General features: G+C 36.4%; 23 protein-coding genes and 2 pseudogenes. 8 read left to right on the top strand and 17 right to left on the bottom strand.

Annotated elements, in window-relative coordinates:
* Positions 1-233: 233 nt before the first annotated feature.
* On the bottom strand, positions 234-518 hold the full coding sequence (locus J7E63_RS19045; RefSeq protein WP_214712452.1) for a hypothetical protein: 285 nt from the start codon (positions 516-518) through the stop codon (positions 234-236).
* Positions 519-792: 274 nt separating this feature from the next.
* Between J7E63_RS19045 and cspD the strand changes: the two genes are divergently transcribed.
* Positions 793-993, top strand: a complete 201-nt coding sequence (gene cspD, locus J7E63_RS19040) for a cold-shock protein CspD (protein ID WP_026563856.1) — start codon at positions 793-795, stop codon at positions 991-993.
* A gap of 74 nt (positions 994-1,067) precedes the next feature.
* Here the strand turns inward: cspD and J7E63_RS19035 are convergent, their stop codons facing one another.
* Both J7E63_RS19035 and J7E63_RS19030 read right to left on the bottom strand, forming a co-directional pair.
* Complete coding sequence (locus J7E63_RS19035; RefSeq protein ID WP_215015203.1) at positions 1,068-1,253, bottom strand: zinc-finger domain-containing protein; 186 nt, start codon at positions 1,251-1,253, stop codon at positions 1,068-1,070.
* 20 nt (positions 1,254-1,273) lie between these two features.
* On the bottom strand, positions 1,274-1,930 hold the full coding sequence (locus tag J7E63_RS19030) for a reverse transcriptase-like protein (RefSeq protein ID WP_214712448.1): 657 nt from the start codon (positions 1,928-1,930) through the stop codon (positions 1,274-1,276).
* Between the two features lie 201 nt (positions 1,931-2,131).
* On the opposite strand from J7E63_RS19030, the gene J7E63_RS19025 reads away from it, so the two are divergent.
* Together J7E63_RS19025 and J7E63_RS19020 are read left to right on the top strand one after the other, a co-directional pair.
* A complete protein-coding gene (locus J7E63_RS19025) occupies positions 2,132-2,539 on the top strand; it encodes a reverse transcriptase-like protein (protein ID WP_088088724.1) in 408 nt (135 codons plus the stop codon).
* 6 nt (positions 2,540-2,545) lie between these two features.
* Entirely contained in the window at positions 2,546-3,475 is a 930-nt protein-coding gene (locus tag J7E63_RS19020) for a DMT family transporter (RefSeq protein ID WP_215015201.1), read from the top strand.
* 35 nt (positions 3,476-3,510) lie between these two features.
* Here the strand turns inward: J7E63_RS19020 and J7E63_RS19015 are convergent, their stop codons facing one another.
* Together J7E63_RS19015 and J7E63_RS19010 are read right to left on the bottom strand one after the other, a co-directional pair.
* The gene (locus tag J7E63_RS19015) at positions 3,511-3,792 is read right to left on the bottom strand and encodes a DUF6123 family protein (RefSeq protein ID WP_214997624.1); all 282 of its coding nucleotides are present in this window, start codon (positions 3,790-3,792) and stop codon (positions 3,511-3,513) included.
* A gap of 28 nt (positions 3,793-3,820) precedes the next feature.
* The gene (locus tag J7E63_RS19010; protein ID WP_215015207.1) at positions 3,821-4,312 is read right to left on the bottom strand and encodes a divergent PAP2 family protein; all 492 of its coding nucleotides are present in this window, start codon (positions 4,310-4,312) and stop codon (positions 3,821-3,823) included.
* Between the two features lie 84 nt (positions 4,313-4,396).
* Here J7E63_RS19010 and sspL point away from each other — a divergent pair, with 84 nt between their 5' ends.
* Positions 4,397-4,534 (top strand): small, acid-soluble spore protein L, encoded by a 138-nt coding sequence (gene sspL, locus J7E63_RS19005; RefSeq protein WP_088088727.1) that lies wholly within the window; start codon positions 4,397-4,399, stop codon positions 4,532-4,534.
* Positions 4,535-4,583: 49 nt separating this feature from the next.
* On the opposite strand, the gene J7E63_RS19000 is transcribed toward sspL, so the two are convergent.
* Genes J7E63_RS19000 through J7E63_RS18990 form a run of 3 tightly spaced genes read right to left on the bottom strand, consistent with a single transcriptional unit; the run spans position 4,584 to position 7,953 of the window.
* Positions 4,584-5,606: a YheC/YheD family endospore coat-associated protein gene (locus J7E63_RS19000; RefSeq protein WP_215015199.1), complete on the bottom strand. Its 1,023-nt coding sequence runs from the start codon at positions 5,604-5,606 to the stop codon at positions 4,584-4,586.
* A gap of 13 nt (positions 5,607-5,619) precedes the next feature.
* A complete protein-coding gene (locus J7E63_RS18995) occupies positions 5,620-6,843 on the bottom strand; it encodes an ATP-grasp domain-containing protein (protein ID WP_215015197.1) in 1,224 nt (407 codons plus the stop codon).
* 24 nt (positions 6,844-6,867) lie between these two features.
* Complete coding sequence (locus J7E63_RS18990) at positions 6,868-7,953, bottom strand: YheC/YheD family protein (protein WP_215015195.1); 1,086 nt, start codon at positions 7,951-7,953, stop codon at positions 6,868-6,870.
* Between the two features lie 176 nt (positions 7,954-8,129).
* Here J7E63_RS18990 and J7E63_RS18985 point away from each other — a divergent pair, with 176 nt between their 5' ends.
* Positions 8,130-9,296: a glycosyltransferase family 4 protein gene (locus J7E63_RS18985; protein WP_215015193.1), complete on the top strand. Its 1,167-nt coding sequence runs from the start codon at positions 8,130-8,132 to the stop codon at positions 9,294-9,296.
* A gap of 42 nt (positions 9,297-9,338) precedes the next feature.
* Here J7E63_RS18985 and J7E63_RS18980 read toward each other — a convergent pair whose 3' ends face one another.
* From J7E63_RS18980 to J7E63_RS18945, 8 genes are all read right to left on the bottom strand, one after another.
* A complete protein-coding gene (locus J7E63_RS18980) occupies positions 9,339-11,672 on the bottom strand; it encodes a YheC/YheD family endospore coat-associated protein (RefSeq protein ID WP_215015191.1) in 2,334 nt (777 codons plus the stop codon).
* 93 nt (positions 11,673-11,765) lie between these two features.
* Complete coding sequence (locus tag J7E63_RS18975) at positions 11,766-12,350, bottom strand: kinase (RefSeq protein WP_215015189.1); 585 nt, start codon at positions 12,348-12,350, stop codon at positions 11,766-11,768.
* A 73-nt stretch (positions 12,351-12,423) separates the two neighbouring features.
* Positions 12,424-13,149: a serine/threonine-protein kinase gene (locus J7E63_RS18970; protein ID WP_285289953.1), complete on the bottom strand. Its 726-nt coding sequence runs from the start codon at positions 13,147-13,149 to the stop codon at positions 12,424-12,426.
* Between the two features lie 129 nt (positions 13,150-13,278).
* A complete protein-coding gene (locus J7E63_RS18965; protein WP_215015186.1) occupies positions 13,279-14,172 on the bottom strand; it encodes a 5'-3' exonuclease in 894 nt (297 codons plus the stop codon).
* A gap of 71 nt (positions 14,173-14,243) precedes the next feature.
* Positions 14,244-15,071, bottom strand: a complete 828-nt coding sequence (locus J7E63_RS18960; protein ID WP_215015184.1) for a sulfurtransferase — start codon at positions 15,069-15,071, stop codon at positions 14,244-14,246.
* A 30-nt stretch (positions 15,072-15,101) separates the two neighbouring features.
* Positions 15,102-18,752, bottom strand: a complete 3,651-nt coding sequence (locus J7E63_RS18955; protein WP_215015182.1) for a dynamin family protein — start codon at positions 18,750-18,752, stop codon at positions 15,102-15,104.
* A gap of 343 nt (positions 18,753-19,095) precedes the next feature.
* Positions 19,096-19,665, bottom strand: coding sequence for an isoprenylcysteine carboxyl methyltransferase family protein (locus J7E63_RS18950; RefSeq protein WP_215015181.1), 570 nt, complete (start codon positions 19,663-19,665; stop codon positions 19,096-19,098).
* Position 19,666: 1 nt separating this feature from the next.
* Positions 19,667-20,755, bottom strand: coding sequence for a type III polyketide synthase (locus J7E63_RS18945; protein WP_215015179.1), 1,089 nt, complete (start codon positions 20,753-20,755; stop codon positions 19,667-19,669).
* 733 nt (positions 20,756-21,488) lie between these two features.
* On the opposite strand from J7E63_RS18945, the gene J7E63_RS18940 reads away from it, so the two are divergent.
* The 3 genes and pseudogenes from J7E63_RS18940 (at position 21,489) to J7E63_RS18930 (ending at position 23,787) form a co-directional block, all read left to right on the top strand.
* The gene (locus J7E63_RS18940) at positions 21,489-21,638 is read left to right on the top strand and encodes a cytochrome c oxidase subunit 2A (RefSeq protein WP_168244867.1); all 150 of its coding nucleotides are present in this window, start codon (positions 21,489-21,491) and stop codon (positions 21,636-21,638) included.
* A gap of 21 nt (positions 21,639-21,659) precedes the next feature.
* Positions 21,660-22,136 carry a cytochrome c oxidase subunit II gene (locus tag J7E63_RS18935; protein WP_088088742.1) on the top strand — a complete coding sequence of 159 codons (477 nt, stop codon included), beginning with the start codon at positions 21,660-21,662 and terminating at the stop codon, positions 22,134-22,136.
* Positions 22,136-23,787: pseudogene (locus tag J7E63_RS18930) on the top strand (b(o/a)3-type cytochrome-c oxidase subunit 1). Before J7E63_RS18935 ends, J7E63_RS18930 begins: the two are co-directional and overlap by 1 nt.
* A 75-nt stretch (positions 23,788-23,862) precedes the next feature.
* On the opposite strand, the pseudogene J7E63_RS18925 reads toward J7E63_RS18930, so the two are convergent.
* Positions 23,863-24,708 (bottom strand): annotated as a pseudogene (locus J7E63_RS18925) (carboxypeptidase M32); the annotation flags it as partial.

Below are 24,708 nucleotides of genomic sequence, written 5' to 3'. Positions count from 1 at the left end.
ATCGGACTTTTTCAGTGGCCTCCGCTTCAGCGCCGAGGAGGCTCCCCGGCACGCCCGCGGAAAGCGAAGTGCCTGGAGCGCAAATCAACAGACATGTTGCAAAGCCTATATATTAATAATATTATAACGAATTAACGCGTTGAATTGTTAAAGTTATTGTAGAAAATAAGAGGCTGTCGAAAGTTTCTCGACAGCCTGAGTGATCAAATGATCACCCTTTATGCTTGCTATTGTTAACTCAACGGCTTTATTGAAGGAAGATCCTGACTATACCAATTATCCTCGGGGATAATATTCGAAACTGTTAAAATTAAGGATGGAATTCTCTCCACATTAAACACAATTGCACCAATTTTCTTTGTAAAAATGATAAAGGCATTTCCATGTGAATAATTATCTAGGTCTAATCCCATATGGAGCAGTGCAAATAAAATGGTCTGCTTTTCATCAGAATCAATATAAACTTGGGGTGAAAATCTTAATATCCATTCATCACCTTCAATGGAAAATCGGTACATCCTATCCCCGCCTCTGTAAATTAATTGATTAATTTAAGATATGATGCAGAGGTATTTTTCATGTTAGGGGTACGGACAAAATCAGACACTTAAATATTTTCATAGAAACTACCATAATTCCAATAAAAGAGACAAGTCATTCCTTGACTGTAAATTTTCATTATTGTATATTTAAAGCATCATGTAACTATATATGCATAGCAAGTGGCTGCATGATAATATTTATCTTTGGCACCAATAAGGGTGGCTTGAAAGGCTTAGGAGGAAGAAGTACATGCAAAACGGTAAAGTAAAATGGTTTAACAATGAAAAAGGTTTTGGTTTTATTGAAGTAGAAGGCGGCGACGATGTATTCGTACACTTCAGCGCTATCACTGGCGAAGGCTTCAAATCTTTAGAAGAAGGCCAAGAAGTTTCTTTTGAAATCGTTGAAGGAAACCGTGGACCACAAGCAGCTAATGTTGTAAAACTATAATCTAAAATAATCAATCAAGGGCTGACGTTTTCGTCAGCCTTTTTTATAGGCGCTAACAGGACTTAGGTGAATTTTCAACTCAGTTTCTTCCCATACTCCCGAAGTTGTTCTCCCACTGTACACTTTGAAATGCAAAACCGGTGTGCTGCTCTCCGCCCACCTTCTTTTTTCATATGCTGGTGTAAAAAGCAGCCTTCACAGTATTGAACCATTAAGGATTCTACATGAACCAATAATTGCCTTTTGTTTAAGTCCTTCACAAGAGTTTCACACCCATTTCCTAGAGAATCAATGTTTTTGCAAAAATTTCTTTTCCCTCTAATGCTTGTGTCGCCAATTTATCAGCTTCTTTGTTATCTTTTCTAGCAATGGACGTATATTTAGGGACTAAACCAAGCGTTTTAATTTTTCCCTCTATTCTGTCAAGCCAGCTATTAAGCGTATCTTCATAACAAGGCCAATCCCCTTCCAGCTGTTTTAAAACCACTTGGGAGTCACCTTTAAATTCACAAGATAAATGATGAACTCCTAAATCCTCTAAAATATTTAGTGCATAATAAAAAGCAGCATACTCTGCTTCATTATTTGTTTCCAATTCATCAATCCGTTCATTGGCTCGTATACGGTATTTCTTCTTCCCCTGCTTAAAAAAGATTACAGCCCCAAGACCTGCTTGATTTGTTTCCTTTTGAAACCCTCCATCAAAGTAAACAGTTATTTCATGAGGATCATCTTCAATTTCGGTCATCAACTTTTTCATTTCCTTTAATATCCATGATGTTCCCTTTTCATCATAAAAAAACAAATCAGATACTTTCCCAGTCATTTCAAGCTCTTCACCAATTTGTATAGCCGTTTCACCTGATACCATTTCAGAGGAAAACTGTACCTTTTCATTACTTTTTATTTTATACATCCACTCTAACCTATAGTTCAATGTCCTCAACCTTTCTAAAAAGAATTCAAGGGCTTTTTAAATAACATATTCCATGACACTATATCGACTACATCATTCTAACCTATTCTGATATATATTCTTATCATACCCACTTCTTCATAGTAGTTATAAGAATAAATATTTTCTGACTTAAAAGAAATATGATAAACTTTCAATATTACATTTATGGAGGAAACAGAATTGATTGAGGTTTATATTGACGGGGCTAGTGCCGGAAACCCTGGACCAAGTGGGGCCGGGATATTTATTAAAGGAAACGGTATTACAGAAAAATATTCGATTCCATTAGGAAAAATGACGAATCATGAAGCAGAATATCATGCATTTATTAAGGCATTGGAAATATGTTTAGAAAAGGGATTTGAAAATTCAGTCGTGTCATTTCGGACCGACTCTCAATTAGTTAACAATGCGATAGAAAAAGAATTTGTAAAAAACAAACTATACTTACCGTTATTTGAACAGGCATTACACTTATCAAAGAAGTTTCAATTATTTTTTATGAAATGGATCCCAAGTGCTGAAAATAAAGCGGCGGATGAACTAGCAAGGCAGGCAATAAGAAAAAATATTCCCGAGGAGCAATGATACCTCATGAAAAAACCTATATTTGCAGATTTAAGTTTGCTCCTTGTAACGATTATCTGGGGCAGCACTTTTGTGTTAGTCCAAAATGCGATTGATTTTCTTGAACCGTTTTCCTTTAATAGCATTCGCTTTCTTGCGGCAGCGATTTTGTTGATTTTCTGCCTTGTAATATTTGAAAAAAAACAGTTAAAACAATTGAATTTAAAGCTGCTTTTATCAGGTGTATTTATCGGATTTTGGCTTTTCCTTGGTTATGCTACCCAAACAATCGGCCTTTTATATACAACTTCTTCCAAAGCTGGCTTTATTACAGGGTTAAATGTTGTCCTTGTTCCAATATTTTCAATGATGTTATTAAAGCAGTTTCCGAACAGGAATGCTGTCTTGGGCGTGTTAACTGCGACCATTGGCTTATTCCTACTGACGATGACGGATGTTACTTCATTAAATAGAGGTGATGGTTTCGTTTTCATTTGCGCCATCAGTTTCGCACTACAGATCATCTATACAGGTAAGTTTAGTAATAAATATCCAACCTTGCTGTTAACAGTCATTCAAATTTCAACAGTTGCCCTTTTATCGATTTTATCCTCTTTCTTTTTTGAAGATTGGAAAAAGTCATTTAATCTACATATATTACTCAAGCAAGATGTTCTAGTTGCCCTTGTAATCACAAGCATATTTGCAACAGCACTGGCATTTTTGATCCAAACAAATTTTCAAAAATACACTTCTGCAACACGAGTTGCGTTAATTTTTGCAATGGAGCCGGTATTTGCCGCGATTACAGGTTTTTATTGGGCAAATGAAAGACTTTCCTATAGTGCCTTAGTTGGATGCTGCCTCATTTTTGCAGGAATGATTTTTGCTGAGATGCCAACAAACAAAATCCCTTTACTTAGAAAAAACAAGCCCTTTGAGGATAGGGTCTCATAAAAAACTCCCTTTCAGAGAAGGGAGTTTTTTCCTAATTATATCGCTAACAGTTCCTTTTCTTTAACGAACCTAATGGCATCTTTCCTTGAGTTGATCCTGTTCGAAATTAATGTTTCCAGTAACGATACATAAAAACTGCCATCAAAACTTTTTTGCGCTTTTAATGTCAGTTCAATGGCTGTAATACTCATTTCATCAGAAGCATTTGTGTAGTGTTTCCCAAAAAATATAAAGCCAATTGCATCCTCTTGGAATTGAAATCCTTTTCCTTCCAAGTGGTGCAAATAATCTTCGACTGTTCCCAATAACTTTGCCATCCCTCTCCCAACAAACTGTGAACATCCCTTAGAATCTTAACTTAAATTTTGATAATTTTCTATTCTTTTTTGTACATAAGTGACCTATGGCTCCCACCAAAACACCTAGAATTGCCCCTCCAACAACTTCTTCGGGCTCATGGCCTAACATTTCTTTTAGCTTTTTTGGAGAGTCCTGTTTAAATTCAACACTTTCCTCTTTATGAATTTTTTCAATTAATTCATTCATTGAATTCACCTTTAATGTTAGCTCCCCTGTTTGCCTTCTTACCCCTTGCGCATCATACATGACAATTAAGCCGTAGATGAGGGAAAGGGCAAAATCAAAGGTTGGCAGTCCACGCTGCATTGCAATGTATGTTGTTAATGTAGAAACCCCTGCTGAATGTGAACTAGGCATCCCACCGGTACCAAAAAACAACTCTGGACGCCATTCTTTCTTATTATAATAATGTATAGGAATTTTCATCCCTTGTGCTAGTCCCATGCTGAAAAGTGCTAAATAAACACCCTTGTTCATCATATCACCCCTGCTAATATTGTTCGAAAGCCCGTGTTTTATTATTCCACATGGAAATACTAAAAAAGTGGGAGGTGAACGTAGATGGGTAAAAATGGTCAAACTAATCGAGGTGTCAAAGCTCCAGGGGTTAATCCTCAAGGATATGGTCAAGATGCGGAGTTCGCTGAAGAACCAAAAAGTAAACTAGAAAATGCAGCAAAGAAAAAAAACACTAAATAGACGCAAACATAAAAACTGGCTGTCCCTTGTCGAGACAGCTAGTTTCTATTTAAAGCTTTTGCCTATTCGCAAGATAGATGCAATAAGGAATAAGCCGCCTGGCCACTTCAAATTCCCTATGCTTACAACCTGGCCTCCAATTGACTTCAAATAACCATAGCCTTTGGAGTTGATCCATTCCAACATCAATACCCAGTTCATCAAAGGAATGTGCGTATAATGTGTCGAAATGAGCAGAAAATGTTAATGCAAATTGCTCTAGAACTGTCTTTATTCGATCTGACTCTTCCCCAAATTCATCTAAAAGAAAAGTTTCTAAGTCACCGCGGTACCCTCCGCTGCTAATATTGCTTATCAATTGGGCGTTACCGCTGATCCGTGGATAAATTAAGGTAATTTCCCAAAAACCACGTCCATTTTTTTGAACATGCAAGCGATAATCATAGGTTAATCCGGCTTTTGTTTTGCATTCAATAAAAGGCTGAAGCAAATATTTTTGCTCAAGGACTAGCCCTTCAATTAGAACCTCCATTTCTTTTTGGTTAAGTACGCTAACTTTCTGACCCTCGGTTAATTTGAACAGTTGCTTTTCATTAAGTTTTTCGATAAATAATATTTTTTTACCTTGATTACCGGTTACTGGTTTAATTACAACTCGAGAATGTTTCTGGAGAAAAGAGATAAATTTTTGTGGATGATTTAATTTTGTGGAAGGAATCAAATAACTGGAGAATTCTTTCGCATTAAAGATTTTTTTGTATACTTTGAGCTTATTTCCAACAGGATAACTTGTAAAAATAGCATATTCCTTTAATTTTTTCAAAATGGCGGATTGTCTTTTCGTTTTAGGGTTACAGTTGTTAATGATGACTGTTGGAAAGTCGATAATTTTTTGTGTCCATGCACCATGTTGATACACCCAGCCATTAATTTTCAAATGATTAAAATCAACATTGTTGTAAGAAAAATAAAAAAAGGGGATTCCCTCCATTTTTGCGACAGCAGCAAAGGGATAAGCTTTTTTAACTTCTAGCGGATTTTTTCGATAGTGAAGCATCCCAATCGACTTCAAAATCAACACATCCTTAAAATGGCTCTAAGTAAAACTTGATTTCTTTCGAAGCTATTAATGCAATCTCCTTGGCCTGCTCAGGTGTATCAGCGCTGGCAATCACATAGGCATAGCGATCACCAAGTGAATACGGCTTTGTTAAGATCGCCCCTTTTCTTGGTTTCACATAAACTTCCTTTACACCATCATAATTTAAGGCTTTAGTTTTTCCTGTTACTTTTATGAGTCGGCCCCGTGAATTAACAGTAAGAAATTTTGCATAAACATGCGTCTTTTTCGTTGCTTTTAAGACGGGATCTAGCCCTAAGAATAGTTTAAGTGTTTCTTTAATTAAATTGATTCCAGTACCCTCTTCAATAATTTTATTCATAGCTCCGCCCGACATTCTTGGATTTATTTCTATTAACTTCCACTTTCCCTCAATAAGCCTCATTTCTAAATGACAAGTTCCATTTTCTAATTCAAGTGCTTGAATAATACTTGCAACTGCAACTTCTAATTCCTCTAAAGTCTCATTTTCTAGTACGGCCGGATAACAATACCCGGTAATGATAAAGCGATCCCCATTTAATACCTCTTGTTCGATTACTGCCACCATAGCAATCAGCCCATCCTTAACGATGACTTCGATTAGATACTGCGTTCCAATCAAATATTCTTCAATTAGTATCGGAATAGAAGGGAATTTTTTATTTAAGTACACCAATCCTTCTTTTAACTCTGAGCAGGCTTCAACCAATAATACATCCTTTGACCCATTAGATACAGGAGACTTTAATATTAGTGGTAAATAACATTGATTTTCCTCAACAAATTTTTGAATAGACTGTTCTCTTTGAAAAATTGTAAACTTTGGTGTAACAGGCAGTGTTTTAAGGTGTTCACGAAAACGAGTTTTCTCCTCCATGATTGCTAAAGCATCTGTGGACATTTGAAAAAGTCCTAATTTTTTCGAGATTCGCGCGGCAAAAGAGACAAATGGATCAATGAAACTAATAACAGCACAGATTTGTTTTCTATCTAATTCAAGGTTATTAATTATTGAAAAAATCATCTCCTTATCCATTAAATTTTCGACATATACCATCTGATGAACTTCAGGGAATTCTTTCTCTTGCTTTATAAATTCTCTTCTGTTCGTTAACAGAACGGTATAATAACCCATTGTTGTTGAAATACTCAGAGCTTCTCGGCTCGTTCCTGATTTGTTACTTCCAATAAAGACAATTGTTTGCATACCAACCTACTTCCTCTTTGTTTTTTATTGGCCACTTCTTTTAGTCAACAAATATTTCCCATAGCATATTGGGGTGATGTAGGTTTCCCGCCATGTTTCGAACATTAAAGCATGACGAAACGTTAACCTTAGATCTCGGGCATTACATTCAATAAACATGGGAAAACCATCTTCTGTAATCCCGACATCAAGCCCAAGATCTGCTAGGTTATCAATTTGATCGCCCATCTGTTTGGCAACCATTAGGGATAACTGTTCCACGTCAGCTACGACCTGTTTTTCATCAAGGTTTGGAAGGTTTCTAAGGATATCTTCAAGAGAAATGCAGATACCGCCTCTAGCAACATTTGTAACAAAGCTGCCTGTTTTTGCTACTTTCCCCACCATCCCTGTCACTTGCCATTCTCCATCCCCATTTCGTTGGACTGATACCCGAAGGTCAAATGGGTTATTATGATATTTACCAAGTTGAATCCTCTCTTGGATTAAATACAACCCGCTTGTTACCAAAGATTCTATTTTCAAAGGTAATTGTTCCGCAAGATACATTTCTTCCAGCCACATGTCTTTTTGGGGATAAGATAACAACCATTCTGTATCGTTAAGGCGTGTAGCTCTCATGTTACGTTTTCCAAATGTACCATTGCTTGGTTTTATGATTAACTCGCTATGTTTTCCCATCATTTCGACCATATTACCAAGATTGAAACGAACGGTTTCTGGGAGATGTGGTCTAATATCTACACATTCCATTAATAACTTATAAGTTTTGTATTTCCCATATTGATTCCATTCATTAAAAATGATTAAGCCTTCAGCTAGTAACATTTTAATCTGTTTCTTTGCATCCTTCGTACAATGATACCCTTTGTTATGAATCACCAATGGTTTAGGAATAGTGTTCTTCAGATACACACCGTTATTATTCATCACATAACCTGTTATCTCTGGTTCGCCAGGCAGTAAATCCTCCAAACGAAGATACACAGGAATTAAATTATTTATATTCCCCCCTTCCTCATAGAAAGCCAGGATTTCTGGTTGTTTTCCGCAGTCAAGTTCACTATATAATTGCGAGCTAATTATAATTCCAATATATTGCTGTTTCAAGCTATTTTCCCCGCCTTATTAATAGGGTTTACGTTCAGTTAACATAAATAAACTGCTTCCTTACTATTAAATGCAAAAGTTATGTATTTGGAGAGATAAAAACCCAAATTAATTTGAAACATTCATTAAATACGTGAATACACTAACTTACATTAATCTAAGAGGTGTTTTGCTTTATGAGATCTAAACCAAAGGTAGCCATTATTACCCCTGGTTCCTTCCCAATACCATCCTCTCGTTCAAGTTCAGTTGAAACAGTTGTAGAAATGCAAACAAACATTCTTCAAAACGATGTAGATTTCACGATATTTGGAAAAAAGGCTAAAGGAATGGCCTCTATTGAAAACCAAGGAAATATTTCTTTTATCCGATTTACTTATCAAAATTGGACAAGGTATCTCACAAAGGTCATTACTAAGTTATCTAAACTCAATCCTGATATCATCCAAATTGAAAATCGCCCTAAATATATTCCCATCATTCGGAACAAGTTTCAAAAAGTTCCAATTTGGTTATCACTGCACTCGACCATGTATATTTCAAGTCCACATATTGAAAAGGAAGAGTTAATTAGTTGTCTTCATCAAGCTGATAAGATCATTGTTAACAGTCATTTTCTTAAAAACTATTTAATTGTTCAAACCGGTTGTGAGGAAAATAAAGTCATTGTTAATTATTTAGGTGTGGATATAACACAATTTCATTCGAAATGGTCCATCGATCAAAAAAGTAAAATAGAGAATTTCATTAAAAAATTGAACCTCGAAGGTAGGAAAATCATCTTATTTGTTGGACGTTTAAGAAAAATAAAAGGCATTCATAAAATACTTCAGGCGATGCCTTCCATTATTCAAGCGGTGCCTGACACCCTATTAATTATTGCTGGAAGCGCATTTTACGGTTCAGAAAGAAGAACAAGCTATGTTGATAAATTGCATGCGTTAGCAAAGGATTTCCCAGAGCATGTCAAGTTTATGTCGTTTATTCCACATGCGGAAATCCACATTTGGTTTGAGGCGGCAGAGATTGTTTTAGTACCCTCAATTGGACTTGAAGCATTTGGATTAGTGAATGTGGAGGCAATGGCATGTGGTGTCCCCGTGATCGCAACGAATATTGGGGGAATGCCAGAGGTTATTGAACATGGCAGGACGGGGTATTTGATCAATACACAAAACATTGAAGTGGAACTATCCAATTGTGTTATTCAGCTCTTAAATAATCCCAAAAGAATTAAAAGGTTAGGCCTTAACAGTATAGATCGAGTGAAGGAAAATTTCACATGGGAAAAAAGTGCTAACCGTATCCTCCAATTATATAACCAAATTGTATCTGAAAAATAATAGAACGTCCCTTTATGAATGAAACAAAAGGGACGTGAATGACTATAAATATGCTCTTTCTTGGAAGTGAAGAGTATTTCCTAATGCATCTTCATCAAGAATTTGAAACCCTTGAATTTGAACTGCATAAAACATTGGTTGATAACGAATTTTTAAATACGTATCATAATCCAATTTCTTAAAGCCTTTGAAGCTAGGATATATATTTGCTTCAAGAATCCACGGGAAGCCCACTTCATCTAAGGCAATATCTATACCAAATTCGGCGAAATGGTCATTTCTTTGATCCATGATGAGGCAAAACCTTTGACAAAGGTTTAATATATTCCGATAAACAAGCGAATAGCTGAGGTCTTGAGAAGACTTCTTGATAACTGTTTCTAATGTCATCGCTTCTCCACCCCGAGCAATATTAGTTAGATCCTCATCTTCTCGAGCAACCCTGCATTCAATTCCAGTGCATTGCCACTTCCCTTTGTTATATTTCTGCATCACAACCCTGACATCAAGGGCTCGATTATTTACCTTTAAAAGCGGAATGTAGGTTTGAAATAAATACTCCTGTTTAAAAATTCCAAACTCCTTTAATAATATTTGTAAACCTTCTTTATCCTTCAATCTGTGTTGTACCTTTGTCATATTCCGATAATCGTATAAACTAAAACCTTCTGTTTCGTCATTTAATTCTAGTATGAAAATTCCGCGTCCTCTTGATAAGCTAACAGGTTTTAAAATAATCTTCTTATTTTCTATTAAAAAGTCAATTAATTCTTCCATGTTATTTAAAAGGAAAGTTGCAGGTAAGTGTTGTTTAATTTCTTTGGTATTTTTTAATAAATAAAGATCTGATTTTTTAAAGTGGTAGGAGTTAAATAAATTATTATTGGTTATTTCCACTAGTTGTCTAATATTATCTTTCTTTTGATGGAAATTTCTACGGTATATAGTAGAGGGAATCGGAGTAGAATCATAGCGCCAATGTTTTGTTACTGGGTCATAGATCATCCCATATGCAATTCTCTTTTCCCAGTCGACTGACCTTGCTGAAAAGGCGATCGTTACTCCGCCATAGCGATGGTATTCACCAAAACGGTCATTGAATTTCTCCATATAATCCAAATTATAAACGTGATTTTTTTCACCTAATAGTAAGCCAATTGTTGGACCGATAATTGCCTTTCTCTCTGAGAATTGGATTTGATAAACTAGGTCAACAGGAAGATGCATGGATTCTACTAGAGTGTCGGAAACAAACAGGTCTAAGGGATTTTGATAGGAATTATGTCTTAGCGGAATTGCGTCTTCGTAATTTACAAAGTGACATGGCTGCTCATTTACCCCAAATTTTACAATTCCAGGTTGTTCCCTCCAGCTTTCTGTAATTCGGGTAGGTAATTTCATTATCATTTCATTGTCTCGAAAAACTTTAAATTTCACCCAAACATTCTCAAAAAGCTGACTTGATTTCCTGATAAACGGCGTAATATTATCGTCGTGTAATTCTCCACTGCTTACCTGAACGGTTGCATCAGTTTCCCCACTATACGTATGCATTGTCTTATCATCGTTTTTCAATTCCCTGATTTCTTTTGCTAGACCAATCGGCCACTTAAGAATCATACCCGCTACTTTTTTGTTGCTATAACTTATGTCTTTCACAATGGTAAAGATAGGACAAGTGGAATGAATTCGAATTTCACCAGTTTCCATCCCCACAAATTGAAGACCAATTTCATAAATTCTTGGATAATAATAGTGAAGAATTTCTAAAATACGGTTGCTTACTTCATAAAGGTATTCTTGTGTCTCTTCTTGCATTTGGTGTTCACCGGTAAGTAGCAGATAGGCTTCCTTAAAGGTTAATACTTGGTCATTATTCTTGGCATAAATAATCGGAGTCGTCCATTGATGATGGCAATCTTTTTGTCCTAAAACGTAAAAACTAAATGAAGTCGGAATTTGATTTTCCGCTATTAAATTAAAATCCTTTAGTGAAGGGTGTGTTGCTATCAATTCTAGGAAATGCTTTTTCTTAATATTATTCTTTTCATTTATGAGAGTTATACCTGTTTGCTGTGCGAGTTCAAAGATTGTCCGATTGTTTTTCTTACGATGAAAATTTGTGGGATTATAGATAATTGACGGAATATCAACGAAACCTAGTAAAACGATCTCCTCATCCTTTATCATAATTGCATTTCCCTTACGCTCGTTTACCAGCAATCCTTCGATATTAATAAATAGTACGTCAAAATTTAACTCTTCGCCCGCTTTTGCATATTGTAAAACATAGGAATCATCATCGTTTAATTCCTCTTGGGCCAGCCTATTCCATTGCCGTTTTGATAAAATAATGCCAATAGACTTTTCATCCATTACTCATTCACCTTCAATCATTTCAGGTCATTTTTAATATTTCTATTCATGATTCTATGAAACTGTATAGGCATATGGGAGAACCCGCTGATATTAGTCTTTTATTTTCAACGATTTCTTCCATTGTTCATAGAGGTCAGGCTCTTGATTGTTTACATGCTCTAAAAACGTTACTAATAAACCCAATCGTTTTAAGTCTTTGAAAAGTCGTTTTGGAAAAGACCTTTGGATTTTAAAAGAATTAACATGGTCTATGATTTTCAACTTTCCATTCTTATCATAGATGGTGTGTCGTAAGGAGAAATCAATTCTCATAAACTGTAAACTTCTAAGTTCTTTTATTAAATTGATAATTTCAATTGTTAAATCCTCGGAAATTGTCTTGGATTTTTCAAAATATTCTTGTAAGGAAGGACCAGTAAGGTATTCCATAATAATATAATTTTCTCCCGCTTCATAAACCTCTGGTAAAATAGCTGTTTTTTCACCGGTTTGTTGTAGTACCTGCCTTTCTCGAAGGCAATATATTTGTTTTGAATAAATTTTCACACATCGGTCTTCGGATAGTTTAAACACTGCACCTTGTAATCCTTTTCCAATGAGTGGATAGGCGGTTGGATTGGTTTGAACCTGAACTGGTTTTCCCGGCGTAACGACAATTTGGGTAAAATCATTCAACTTGTATTATCTCCTTTAATGGAAATTATTATTGTGTTGTGCTTCCTGTTAAAGCATATCCAGAGACTACTTTTTATGAAAATGGTAGAAGTGCATCAATAAATTCTTGTGCCGATTGATACCGTTTGAGTTTATTCTTTCTTGTTGCTTTTCTCAGAACCTTTTGTAATTTCTGATTGGGAATCTGTTTGCACGCCTGTTTTTTTCGATACGGTGCAAAACCAGTTAACAGGTACAAACATACACATGCAGCACTATATAAATCTGAGCAGTAGTTTAAATTAGCAGTAAAGATATGATTTTGTTTCTTAAGTTCCGGTGGTCGATACCATCTCGTTGCCCCTCGATGATTTCCAATATATTCACCGGAGTCATTGGTGCGGACAGCAGAGCCGAAATCGATGATTTTTACTGTTTTGGGGTCTTCATTACAAATTAAAATGTTATGTGGAGTAATATCGCAATGGAGAATGCCATGTTGGTGGATCACCTTTAACCCTTTAAGGATGTTAATTGTTATTTGAACAGCTAATTCTTGATCATGGATGATCCCTTTTTTGTAATGCCCAAGCCTTCCCCCTTCGTGATATTCTAAAACAATATACCCTTTATGTTCATCCTCAAAAAAATCTAGCCAGGTGATGATATGTTTATGAACCGGTAAGCTTCTTAGTATATCGCTCTCTTGTTCTGCTTCTCTTCTGCTATCAACCTTTTTTATTACTACCCTTTCATTTCGTTGATTCAGACCAAAAAAGACAAGGCTTGTCGCACCCTTACCTAATGTTTGATGATCCAGTGTATACTTTTCGAATGTAGCACCCCCTTTGTGACCACTGTTTTTTATATCTTATTATTAGTAAGACAAGAATTCCTGTATGTTTATCCATAAAAAATAAGGTTGTCTCTAGTGGACAACCTTATTTTTTCAGGAAACATACGCTTCGTCTATTGGCAAGAGCCTTTGCAATCCACGAAGTTCTAATTCCATTAACTTATTCAATGCTTTTTCTTTTTCAATACGAAGTCCTGCATCATCCAATGAACAGCTCACTGGAACATCACACTTTATTTCAGCAAGCAGTCTCGACAAATGGAGCATGTCTAAATCCTGCTCAATTTTAGTCTTATTTGACTTTGATAATCGATCTAAATTAGAGATAATGCCCTCAATATGTTCAAACTCCTGTAAGAGCTTAAGAGCTGTCTTCTCTCCTATCCCTTTTACGCCAGGATAATTATCGCTAGGGTCCCCCATGAGGGCTTTTAAATCAATCATCTGCCGCGGAGTAATTCCTTTTTCTTCAAAGAAGGAATCTGGTGTATGAACCAGGTAATTTCCATAACCTTTTTTCAACAAAATAACAGAAATACTATCATCAAGCAGTTGCAGCATATCCTGATCACCGGTTAGGATGGACACATCGGCAAAGTCCTTTGATTGATTAGCGATTGTTCCAATGCAGTCATCTGCTTCATAGCCTGCTAATCCAATATTGGGGATATCAAAGGAGGCAACCACTTCTTTTACTAAATCAAATTGCGGGATAAGCTCTATCGGAGCTTCACCGCGATTACCTTTATAATCTGAGAATAATTCAGTACGAAAGGTCTTACTGCCCATATCCCAACAAACTGCGAGATGGGAAGGTTTAAATGATGAAACTGCCGTGAATAAATGCTTAACAAAGCCATGAATTCCATTGGTCGGTGTTCCATTTGAATTTATCATAAATTGTCCTGTAACTGCCGTAGCGTAAAAAGCTCGGAATAGCAACGCCATTCCATCAACAAGCATAAGTGAAGGCTTCTGATTAGTCATATTGGACCTCCTTATTTGGTGTCGTTAAAAAACAACACGCTATCCATTATAACATAAGTTGGCCTGAAAGATTATTCTATTTTATGATCGGCATAAGAGATCCAATCACTAAAGCTTCCGGCATAAAGCTTTACTTTATTAAAACCAGCCTCCTTTAATGCCAGGTAATTAGGTGTGGCCGTGACCCCAGACCCACAGTAAACAATAATATCCATATTAGGTTGGATATCTGAAAACCTTTGTCTCTGTTCCTCAGCTTGTTTATATCGCCCGCCGCGAATCCCCTCCATCCACGGCTTATTTATGGCACCAGGGATGTGACCGGCTTTTTTATCAATCGGTTCTTCTAGCCCTAGATATCTTTTTGATTCCCTTGAATCGATTAATATCTTGTTTTCCAGCTGTTTTTCGACTACTTCTTTTACTTCTTCTGTAGTTGCTAGTAATTCCGGCTTTAAGTTGCAATGGAATTTCACCTTTTCAAATGAAGGAATATCTTTTGTTACTGGATAATTTGCTGCTACCCATCCATTAAATCCCTCATCAAGTACATAAACATTTTCATGACCAAGGTATTGAAGCAGCCACCAAAAGCGGGCTGCATACGCCCCTTCACCAGTATCATAGGCGACAACGACTGTGTTTTCACTAATCCCCTCTTTCTCAAGTTTCATGATAAATTCCTCAAGTCTAGGCAAAGGATGCCGTCCGCCATGGACTTGAACTGGACTTGATAAATCTTTTTCTAAATCAAAGAAAACTGCGCTAGGTAAATGACCTTTTAAATATTCCTGTCTCCCTTTTTCTGGTTCAGCTAATGAAAACCTGCAATCCACAACCCTGACATTTCTCTCGGTTAAGCTTTTCAATAACCATTCTTTGTCTTTAACAAATTTCACGCAGCTTCCTCCTCGTCATGGATTAATACTTTATAAGTTTTTTTGTATATCCCTTAAATATTCAATAGAAATTCCGCCATCTAAGGCTGAAAGATAACTCAAATAAAAATCATTTACTTGTTCGTTCATTTGTTCTAATAGGCGATTGAATTCCTTTGTTATTTCATCTGAATAATGTGTTTTTAAACGGTGAGCTCCATTCGATAAATATTCATCTGCAGGCAAATTCAGCACTTGATACAGTTCATCACTCATGAATTTTTTTTCATTTTTTTCAAAAAATGATTTTGGATTTTTAAAGTACGATAAGGCTTTAGCAAATAATTGTTTATTCATATCTTTAAAAGCGATAGGAAATTCGATTGCTTGTTGATGCTTCACTTCAAATGCTGAAAAGGAAAGGTCTTGATTGATTTCTTGTAAATTTCTGATGAGACCTGATTGGTAATCAGCCAATTGCTTTTCGGCAAATCTTTCCAGGCGAACTGTCGTTGCCCGCAATTCCTGAGCAAAATCAAAGCCTAGACTTTCGAGAAATTCATCCAGTGCAGCTAGTAATACTTTTTTCAAATGACGACCATCATCCTTTAGAATGGCGGGATTAAATGACTCCCTAAAGAAATCGCCAAAGCGGAGGAAGACTCTTTGTTTAATGTAATAAACTAACTCTTCTGCTTCCTGGTACAAACGATTTTGCAAGTTTTCAATCGTTTGGTTTTCCAATGAAACTAAGATAACTGCTTTTTGTTTTTCAATAGTCCCGCGTTTTCTCTCTTTAACAGTTTGGTCTTCCTGTGAACTTTTGATAAGTTTATCAATTAAATCATAAACCCTGGTTATTTCTTTTTCTGCAGAGGAAATAGCCATTTCCGTTAGTTCATTAGTAATAAAATGATAAAAGGCCTGCTCAAAGTTAGCCATTCCAGATTCCGAAATAGGATTTGGTGTCTCCTTTTCTTTTAACGCCAGCAAGCTTGATACAGGATAGAGATGAGGATTTCTTATTCCATATTTGCTAAGCTGCTCCTCGACATATTCAATAACGGTTTCCTTTTCTTCTTCATTCTCAGCAAGGTCAATGGCATTAATAATAAAGAACATTTTATCCATTTGAAAGGATTCCTTTACACGTCCAAGCTGGATTAAAAATTCACGATCTGCTTTAGAAAATGCATGATTGTAATAGGTAACAAAAAAACATGCATCCGAATTTTTAATGTAATCAAAAGCGACACCTGTATGGCGGGCATTGATAGAATCCGCTCCGGGTGTATCAACCAGAGTAATTCCTTTATTAGTTAACTCGCATTCGTAGTAGAGCTCAATCCATTCCACGTAGCAGGATTTTTCTTCATTAGCAACGAAATCGGCAAATTCACTTAAGTCTGTTTCAAGAACGATCCCCAAAGAATTACCAAATGATTGATAACCTCTAGTAAATGCCTGTAAGAAAGCAATATGTGTCTTCTCCAAGACACCGTCTTCTTGCTGTTTTTGAAGCATAACCTGGTCAATTTTTTTGACCGCACCATCAAAATCATCTGCTTGGAGTTCAAAAACCCTTAATGAGCGATTTACATCTTCAAGCATGGCTGACGCTTCCTTAAACTTAACAAGCACGGTGCCATGCGGATGTCTTTCCGTAACAGGTTTAATTTTGTTAATGGCTGCAGTCGTTGGATTGGGTGAAACAGGCAGGATCTTAGCACCCATAAGTGCATTGGCAAAAGAAGATTTGCCTGCACTGAATGCTCCAAATAATGCTACGGTAAATCCCTTGTTTTCGAGTCTTTCCGCTTTTTCGGATAATTCTTTAGAAAGCTTATAAAAACCAGGGAGGTCTCTAATTAAGGATGAAGTATTTACTAGACGTTCGACGGTTCTCTCTAAATGATTGCCTGATGGAAATACCTTTGGATCATTTTTCGCACCCTCAATCACTTTGCCTTTCAAATCGTTTTTCATGTTGCTACTTCCGTTTTGAGACTTTAGCTGTGTTTTGACCACTTCATATTCTTCTTCGTCCTGACTAAAAAGATGATAAATATCTTCTTGTAAAATATCATCTTGTGTTAATAACTCTTCGATCTTTGTTTCCTTCAACTTAGCATTCTGCTTAACCTTTTCTAGTTCTGACAAGGCATTTAGGTATCGATCGTTTTTGCTTAGTTCCTGTTCATACTGTCCAATTAATTTAGATGTTTGCTGCTTTAATGCTTTTAGGAACTCTTCCTTAAAAATAGCCAGTTTTTGTCGTGCCATTTTTTTAATTTCATTAGCCACGTCTTCTGTGTAATGTAAGACATATTCTCCTGATACTCGTGCACCAGTTTTAACAGTATCGGATAAAAGGTTTGCCTGCACGTCGATTGAATAAGACTGCGCCAAGCTCTGTAAATCTCCCCCGTCAAGACCCGTTTCCTTTAAGGTGCGTAGTAAATATTCGCGTAGGTGCCACTCGAGCTGAGATTTTGTTTTATCATGGATATCATGATGAAAGCGTTCAAGCCTCACATTCTTCTCATCCAACGTCTTTTGCTTGGAAAATATGAATCCAACTTTGAATTCCGGTTGACATGATTCCAAATAACTCTCCGCTAACTCTCTGGTTTGAAATGGCATGAGGTATGCGTTTTTTAGTATTTGGGCAATTTGATGATCAAATTCCTTCTCTGTTCCGATTACCCCCTCTTTTAAAGTCTGGAGGTTTCCTTCCATTTCTCGAGAACTATTGGATAATTCACTTCTTTCTTCCTCAGTTAATTCATTCAATACCTCAACGATAGGTCTTAGCTCACGCTCATCTAATTTTCTTAATTGAGCAATATGATCTTGGGTAATTTTTTTTAAGGAATGAAAAACCGATGGTATTAATAATTGGTCTTTAGAAGCCAATTTGTCTGTAATAAATTCCTGAAGATCATTGAATTCATTGAAGGCATGGTTTTTATTTTTCAAAGAAGTATAAAAAATTCTTGCTGGTTTCACTCCCCAAGATGCAAACGAATCAACCACACTGTTTTGAAACTCATCGAAGCTCAGTTCTTCATCATTGTGTTTATCAATTTGGTTAATTACTAAATAAACTTCTTTTCCAGCTTGGGTTAATTCCTTTGTAAATAAAAAATTCAACTCTGCTTGGACGTGGTTAAAATCCATGACATATAGAACGATATCGGCAAGATGAATTGCTGATTCGGTTGCAATCCGGTGGGCATCATCAGCAGAATCAATACCAGGTGTATCCATGATTACCGTATGATCGGGTAACCCTGTTTCACTGTGACTAATTTCAATTTCTTCAATTTGATCGCCGTCTTTGCAATAATTTTTGACTAATTCATAATCATACGGAGCTAAATAGATGCGAGGCTTTTCATTTTTGAAAAAGACCTTTGCATATTCTTCTCCAGCTTTTACTTTCACTAAGTTTGCACTTGTCGGAATTGGACTAGATGGAAGTAAATTCTCTCCAACGAGTTGATTGATCATTGTCGATTTCCCTGCAGAGAAATGGCCACAAAATGCAATCATAAACTCTTTGTTCTTCAGCTTCTTTGCTAGTTGTTTTATTTTTTCCGCATTTTCATAATCTTCTTGTTCGTTTATATATTCAAATACTGAAACGATTTTAGTTTTTAGTGTTTGAATGGTTTCTTCTTGATTGGCTATTTTCACCATTTACTTATTCCCCTTAGCAACTTTGTAATATTTTTTATTTTATACGATAATTCAAACTTTTCCTATCTTGACACTTCTTTTACTTAAAACAAATTTCTTCCAAAAACAACAAAAAGCCAAGGTGCAAGACCCTGGCTCCCAAAATACACTATTAATTTAATGTGTAACGTTTTTTAAGACGTGCTTCATGACAAATGCATAAATAATAACCGTTCCACCAACTAAAGCAAAAGTCAATTGTAACACCTTCCTTATCAGACTTCATTGAGAATGATTTTCATCGATAACCAAAGTTTAACATAGGTGATAATCATTTTCAATAGCCCATTTCTAACTGTCACAATTATTTAACAACTTTAGGTAGAAAACGATTACAATCCTGAAATGTCCCTTCATATTCCGTCAGCTCCCTAAGTGCCTGTTCCTCCTCAGGTATACGAATCCTAAGCACGATGATATTTAATATCGTAAATAAACTAGCTGTAAAATAAGCGTTGAACAACAATGGAACAACAGCCAGTTCAACCGCAACAACTAAATAATTGGGATGTCTGATAAAACGGTATGGTCCCTTTCTAATCACATTCGCATTTCTTAAGACAATAACTTTTGTATTCCAAAACCTTCCTAGTGATGCAATCGCCCATATTCTTAATAGCTGGGCTATAAGAAAAACAATTATTAGGATGCACCATAAAGGAGATAGACCTAAATTCATGAAAATTTTTTCACAACTTAAGAAAATAAAAAACAACGCATGCATCGTCACCATATATCGATAATGCTTTTCGCCAAATTCAATGGCCCCCCGTTTCTTCATCCACTTTTCATTGCTTTTTGCTATTCTTAACTCAACAATCCGCTGAAGGCCGATAAATCCAACTAATATCAGAAATGAGATAATATCTTTCATTTTACTCCCACCTAAATAAAAGCAGTTCGGAACTGAAACCAGGTCCAAGCGCGGTACCAAGTCCTAAAGCATCCTGAGGAATATCCATCTCCATGTAACGTTTCAGCACATAAAATATCGTTGTTGAAGACATATTCCCAAATTGTTTTAACACTTCAAGTGAAACGTCAGTCATGGATGGAGGTAACTCTAATGATTTTACATAGGCATCTATCACTTTTCTCCCACCCGGATGAGCAATAAAATAGTCTATTTGTTCAAGATTGATTTGATGTTCACCTAAAAATCCACTTACATTCGGCTTTAACCAATCCTCTATGATCTGGGGGATATCCCGAGAAAATACAACAAACAGCCCCGTGCTCCTAATAGCCCAGCCCATCACATCTAAAGAGTTCGGCATAAGAGTGGACTGTGTAGCAATGATGGAGGGGGAAATCGGCTTCTTCCTGAAATCTGAAGAGTATGAATCATCACCGCAAACCAAGGCACAGGCTACACCATCGGCAAACAAAGAAGTTCCGATTAAATTACTTTTCGAAAGATCATTACGCTGAAACGTTAGGCTGCAAAGCTCAACTGAGAGTACTAGGGCCTTTGCTTTTGGAAAGGCAAGACAATATTCATAGGCTCTCGATAGACCAGCAGCACCGCCTGCACAGCCAAGTCCCCAAATAGGTACCCTCTTTGTGTGTGAATTAAACGGGAGGAGATTCATGATCCTCGCTTCGATACTAGGTGTGGCCATCCCCGTGGTTGAAATAAAAAAAATGATGTCAATTTCTTGGTAATTAATATTTCGCTTTAAGTAATCCTTATTATTTAAACACTTCTCGATTGCTTCTTTTCCAAGTGTCACCGCAGATTCAATATATGCAGAATTTTTTTCTTCAAAAGTATGTTCTTCTTTAAACCAATCGAGATTTTTAACAAAATGTCTTTTTTCAATTTGTCCATTTTGAAAAGCTCGTAAAAGTCTTTCAATATCCTTAAATGAATCTGAGAAAAGCTCTCGTGCAAACTCCAAAGCTTGATTTTGGTTAACTTCAAAAGGGGGAGTAACCTCTGCAACTGAAATAATTGTAGGCATGTTTTTTCTCCTTCAATCTATGTAAGGGTATTTTTTCCAGTTTCAAGGTTTTTATTCCAGAGTTTCAGAAAGCAAAAAAAAGCTTCCCTATATGAAGAGGAAACCAAAAGTTTCCACTCTGGGAAGCAAACGTTTTGAAGGTTGTTGCTGTGCTCTTAAATTATATAATGGATACTGATTTCATTCATTAACTAATGATTTCCAGTTCAGAAGTTCTTATTAAACAGCAAGAAAAATACTTATAAATATTTTTTTAACTTATTTTTTATCGGGTTGTTTTTGAACTTCAATTTTAATTTTATTTTTTACTAATGTTCCGCAGATTTTACAGATTTCTACCTGGTCATACAAAAGGCGGCAATTATCACAATAATATTTTTCCACAAAAACACACTCTTTTCTGAAGGAAAATATGAATTTCTTAATATCATATTTATAGGATTCCAAAGTGTGACATTCATTTCAAAAAGGGTGGTTAATTTCGTGTGTGAATGATTATTCAATTACTTTTATCACTGATAAAGTGTGATATTTCACATTTTAGTCACAAATACCCCCTGGCAATTGTGATATAAATCACTGTTACATCAATTTTATAATATTAACATAGTAGATATCTTAGGAATGAACATTTTGTGAACTGCTAATTTTGTTATTTTTTCTTCACAATTGTTTTGTATTATGAAAGAGAACTAATCATTTATTTTAACTACTCTGAAGGGAGTGCAGGGGGATGGCGAAGGCGGAACTTAAAACAAACCAAAAAACAGAAATCGAAGACAGCTCTTCTCTTAAAGGGACATTAGCGTCCGTTTTCTTTTTGGGAGCTTTTATTGTTGTCACTTGGGTAAGTGTCTATTACCTATTTGTTGAACGCTTTTAATAATTGAAGGGGGAAAGAATTATGCATATGCATAAGTTCGAGAAGATTTGGCTAACTTTCGGAATTAGTGCACTGGTAGTATTTTTGACAGTTGTGGGTGTAAGCGCATTCTATCTTGGTAACAAGCCTCCAAGTTGTTTAACTACGATTAATGTGGATAAGGTCGATCAAACAAAACCATTTGATAAACCAGGATTACATAAGGTTGAAGGTAAAGATTGGGACTATGAATTAGTTTATGTAGCTGCAGCGTTCTCCTATAATCCAGTGAAAGTGGAAGTACCAGTTGGGGCAAAGGTAAAAGTTATAGCTACAACCAAAGATGTTGTCCACGGGTTTGAAGTAGCTGGAACAAATATTAACATGATGCTTGAACCTGGTTATGTCAGCGAATATACAACCACGTTTGATAAAGCTGGAGAATATTTAATTGTTTGTAATGAATATTGTGGTGCTGGGCACCATTTAATGAGTTCGATGATTGAGGTGGTAAAATAATGGCTAACTCGACAGCAGCAAAAGTAAAAGTTGATCCTCGTGATGCAAAGCTTTCAATGGCCCACTTTTTTGTTGCCTTCTCTGCACTTGCACTTGGTGGTTTAATGGGGCTATTACAAACCCTTGTCCGTTCCGGTAAATGGGAACTTCCATGGGGAATTGATTACTACCAAATCTTAACCGTCCATGGTGTTTTAATGGGATTGGTTTTAACGACATTTTTTATTATGGGATTTCAGTATGCTGCCGTAAGCAGAACCACTGGCGGGCATTCAAATGCTGCTCGCCGCACTGGCTGGATCGGTTTTTGGATCATGTTAGTCGGTACCTTAATGGCAGCTACCATGGTTTTACTTAAGGAAGCATCCGTACTTTACACTTTTTATGCACCACTTAAAGCCCATTGGATATTTTACTTAGGCTTAACCTTTGTCGTTATAGGAAGTTGGATTGATGGTGCCTCACAAATCATGACCTATGCAAAATGGAGGAAGAATAATCCTGGGCAGCCGAGTCCGTTATTAAGCTTTATGGCTGTTATAAATACAGTCATGTGGATTATCGCTACTCTTGGAGTTGCCGCAACAGTATTATTCCAATTACTTCCCTGGTCGCTTGGATTAGTTGATACTGTTGATGTGTTAGTAAGTCGGACTTTATTCTGGTATTTTGGGCATCCACTTGTTTATTTCTGGTTATTGCCTGCATATATGTGTTGGTATGCAATTATCCCGAAAATTATTGGTGGGAAAATTTTCTCTGATTCATTAGCACGTTTGTCATTTATTTTGTTCCTGCTATTCTCGATTCCGGTTGGTTTTCACCATCAATTAACAGAGCCAGGTATTGACCCTGTCTGGAAGTTCTTACAGGTTATCTTAACATTCATGGTTATTATTCCATCGTTAATGACTGCCTTCTCTCTTTTCGCAACCTTCGAGAGATATGGTCGCTCAAAAGGAGCAAAAGGCCTGTTTGGCTGGTTTAAGGTTCTGCCATGGGGAGATGCTCGTTTCACAGTTCCATTTATTGGTATGGCATCATTTATTCCTGCTGGAGCTGGTGGTATTATCAATGCATCCAACCAAATGGACCAGGTAGTTCATAATACTATTTGGGTGACAGGTCACTTCCATTTAACTGCTGCAACATCGGTTGTATTAACGTTCTTTGGGATCTCCTATTGGTTGGTACCACATTTAACTGGACGCAAATTGACCAAAGCAATGAATAAATTAGGAATAATCCAAGCATGGGTTTGGTTTATTGGAATGGCATTCATGTCAGGTGCAATGCACTTCCAAGGTCTCCTTGGCGGTCCAAGACGTTCCGCTTTCTCTACATACGGCGGGGCGAATGGATTCCTTATCAAATCGCTCAAGCAGTCGGCGGGACCATTTTATTCCTAGGAATTATTCTGGTTATTATCATATTTATCAATCTTGCCTTCTTTGCTCCAAAAGGGGAAGAAGAATTCCCTGTTGCTGTTGCAGAAAATCTTGAAGAAAAAGCACCAATGGTATTTGAAAACTGGAAATTGTGGCTTGGAATTGCAGCAGCCCTTATTCTTTTTGCTTACACGATTCCGTTTATCGATATTATTCAAAATGCCCCTCCAGGTTCAAAAGGATTTCAGACTTGGAGTAAATAGCAATTAATAGATCCGCAGAAAAGGCTTCAATCTCATCGATTGAAGCCTTTTTGTATCATTGTTACATTGCTTTAATCACAATGAGCCTTTTTCATTTAACAAATAAATCTTTCTATATTTCTCATAAAGATAATCAATTAAATATTTAGGATTTAGTCCTTCTCCTGTAACATCTTGTAAGATTTCAAGCGGTTTTTTCATTTTTCCATATTGGTGAATATTTTCGGTCAGCCATTCTTTTATCGGCAGAATGGTACCGTCTTCGACTAATTGATCAAAATTTGGAAGATCATCCATCATTTTATGCTTAAATTGTGCTGCATACATGTAGCCTAAAGCATAAGATGGGAAATAACCAAAGCTGCCTCCTGCCCAATGGACATCTTGAAGAACTCCCTGTGCATCATTTTCAGGACGAATTCCTAAGTATTCTTCGTACTTGTCATTCCAAATAGTCGGTAAATCCTTCACATCAATCTCATCATTGAATAAGCCTTTTTCAATTTCATAGCGGATTATAACATGGAGCGGGTATGTTAATTCATCTGCTTCAATTCTAATGAATGACGGTTTAGATTCGTTTATAGCCCGATAGAATTCTTCAATTTCCACTTGGTCAAATTGACCATTTGCATATTCTTTTAAAAGATCGTAGTTATTTTTCCAAAATGGTAAACTTCGTCCAAGGATGTTCTCATAAAAAAGAGACTGAGATTCGTGAATTCCAGTTGATGTTCCTGAACAAAGAGGAGTCCCAATCAAGTCTTTAGAAACATTCTGTTCATATAAAGCATGACCGCCTTCATGAATCGTACCAAAAACTGCTGTCCGAAAGTCATTTTCGTCATATTTGGTGGTAACGCGGACATCGCCAGGATTTAACCCAATTGCAAAAGGATGAACGGTTTCATCCAGTCTTTT

It is taken from the genome of Bacillus sp. ISL-75 (genome assembly GCF_018613095.1).
The sequence above is the reverse complement of the archived record's forward strand: the minus strand, read 5'-3'. Positions and strand labels throughout refer to the sequence as shown.

What these genes read in the sequence shown, in the direction of transcription:
- J7E63_RS18950 (WP_215015181.1), bottom strand. Translation starts at nt 19,665, where the DNA reads ATGAAAGATATTATCTCATTTCTGATATTAGTTGGATTTATCGGCCTT.
- cspD (WP_026563856.1), top strand. Translation starts at nt 793, where the DNA reads ATGCAAAACGGTAAAGTAAAATGGTTTAACAATGAAAAAGGTTTTGGT.
- J7E63_RS19015 (WP_214997624.1), bottom strand. Translation starts at nt 3,792, where the DNA reads ATGGCAAAGTTATTGGGAACAGTCGAAGATTATTTGCACCACTTGGAA.
- J7E63_RS19045 (WP_214712452.1), bottom strand. Translation starts at nt 518, where the DNA reads ATGTACCGATTTTCCATTGAAGGTGATGAATGGATATTAAGATTTTCA.
- J7E63_RS18945 (WP_215015179.1), bottom strand. Translation starts at nt 20,755, where the DNA reads ATGCCTACAATTATTTCAGTTGCAGAGGTTACTCCCCCTTTTGAAGTT.
- J7E63_RS18965 (WP_215015186.1), bottom strand. Translation starts at nt 14,172, where the DNA reads ATGACTAATCAGAAGCCTTCACTTATGCTTGTTGATGGAATGGCGTTG.
- J7E63_RS19020 (WP_215015201.1), top strand. Translation starts at nt 2,546, where the DNA reads ATGAAAAAACCTATATTTGCAGATTTAAGTTTGCTCCTTGTAACGATT.
- J7E63_RS18935 (WP_088088742.1), top strand. Translation starts at nt 21,660, where the DNA reads ATGCATATGCATAAGTTCGAGAAGATTTGGCTAACTTTCGGAATTAGT.
- J7E63_RS18995 (WP_215015197.1), bottom strand. Translation starts at nt 6,843, where the DNA reads ATGCAAACAATTGTCTTTATTGGAAGTAACAAATCAGGAACGAGCCGA.
- sspL (WP_088088727.1), top strand. Translation starts at nt 4,397, where the DNA reads ATGGGTAAAAATGGTCAAACTAATCGAGGTGTCAAAGCTCCAGGGGTT.
- J7E63_RS18955 (WP_215015182.1), bottom strand. Translation starts at nt 18,752, where the DNA reads ATGGTGAAAATAGCCAATCAAGAAGAAACCATTCAAACACTAAAAACT.
- J7E63_RS18980 (WP_215015191.1), bottom strand. Translation starts at nt 11,672, where the DNA reads ATGGATGAAAAGTCTATTGGCATTATTTTATCAAAACGGCAATGGAAT.
- J7E63_RS18940 (WP_168244867.1), top strand. Translation starts at nt 21,489, where the DNA reads ATGGCGAAGGCGGAACTTAAAACAAACCAAAAAACAGAAATCGAAGAC.
- J7E63_RS18985 (WP_215015193.1), top strand. Translation starts at nt 8,130, where the DNA reads ATGAGATCTAAACCAAAGGTAGCCATTATTACCCCTGGTTCCTTCCCA.
- J7E63_RS19010 (WP_215015207.1), bottom strand. Translation starts at nt 4,312, where the DNA reads ATGAACAAGGGTGTTTATTTAGCACTTTTCAGCATGGGACTAGCACAA.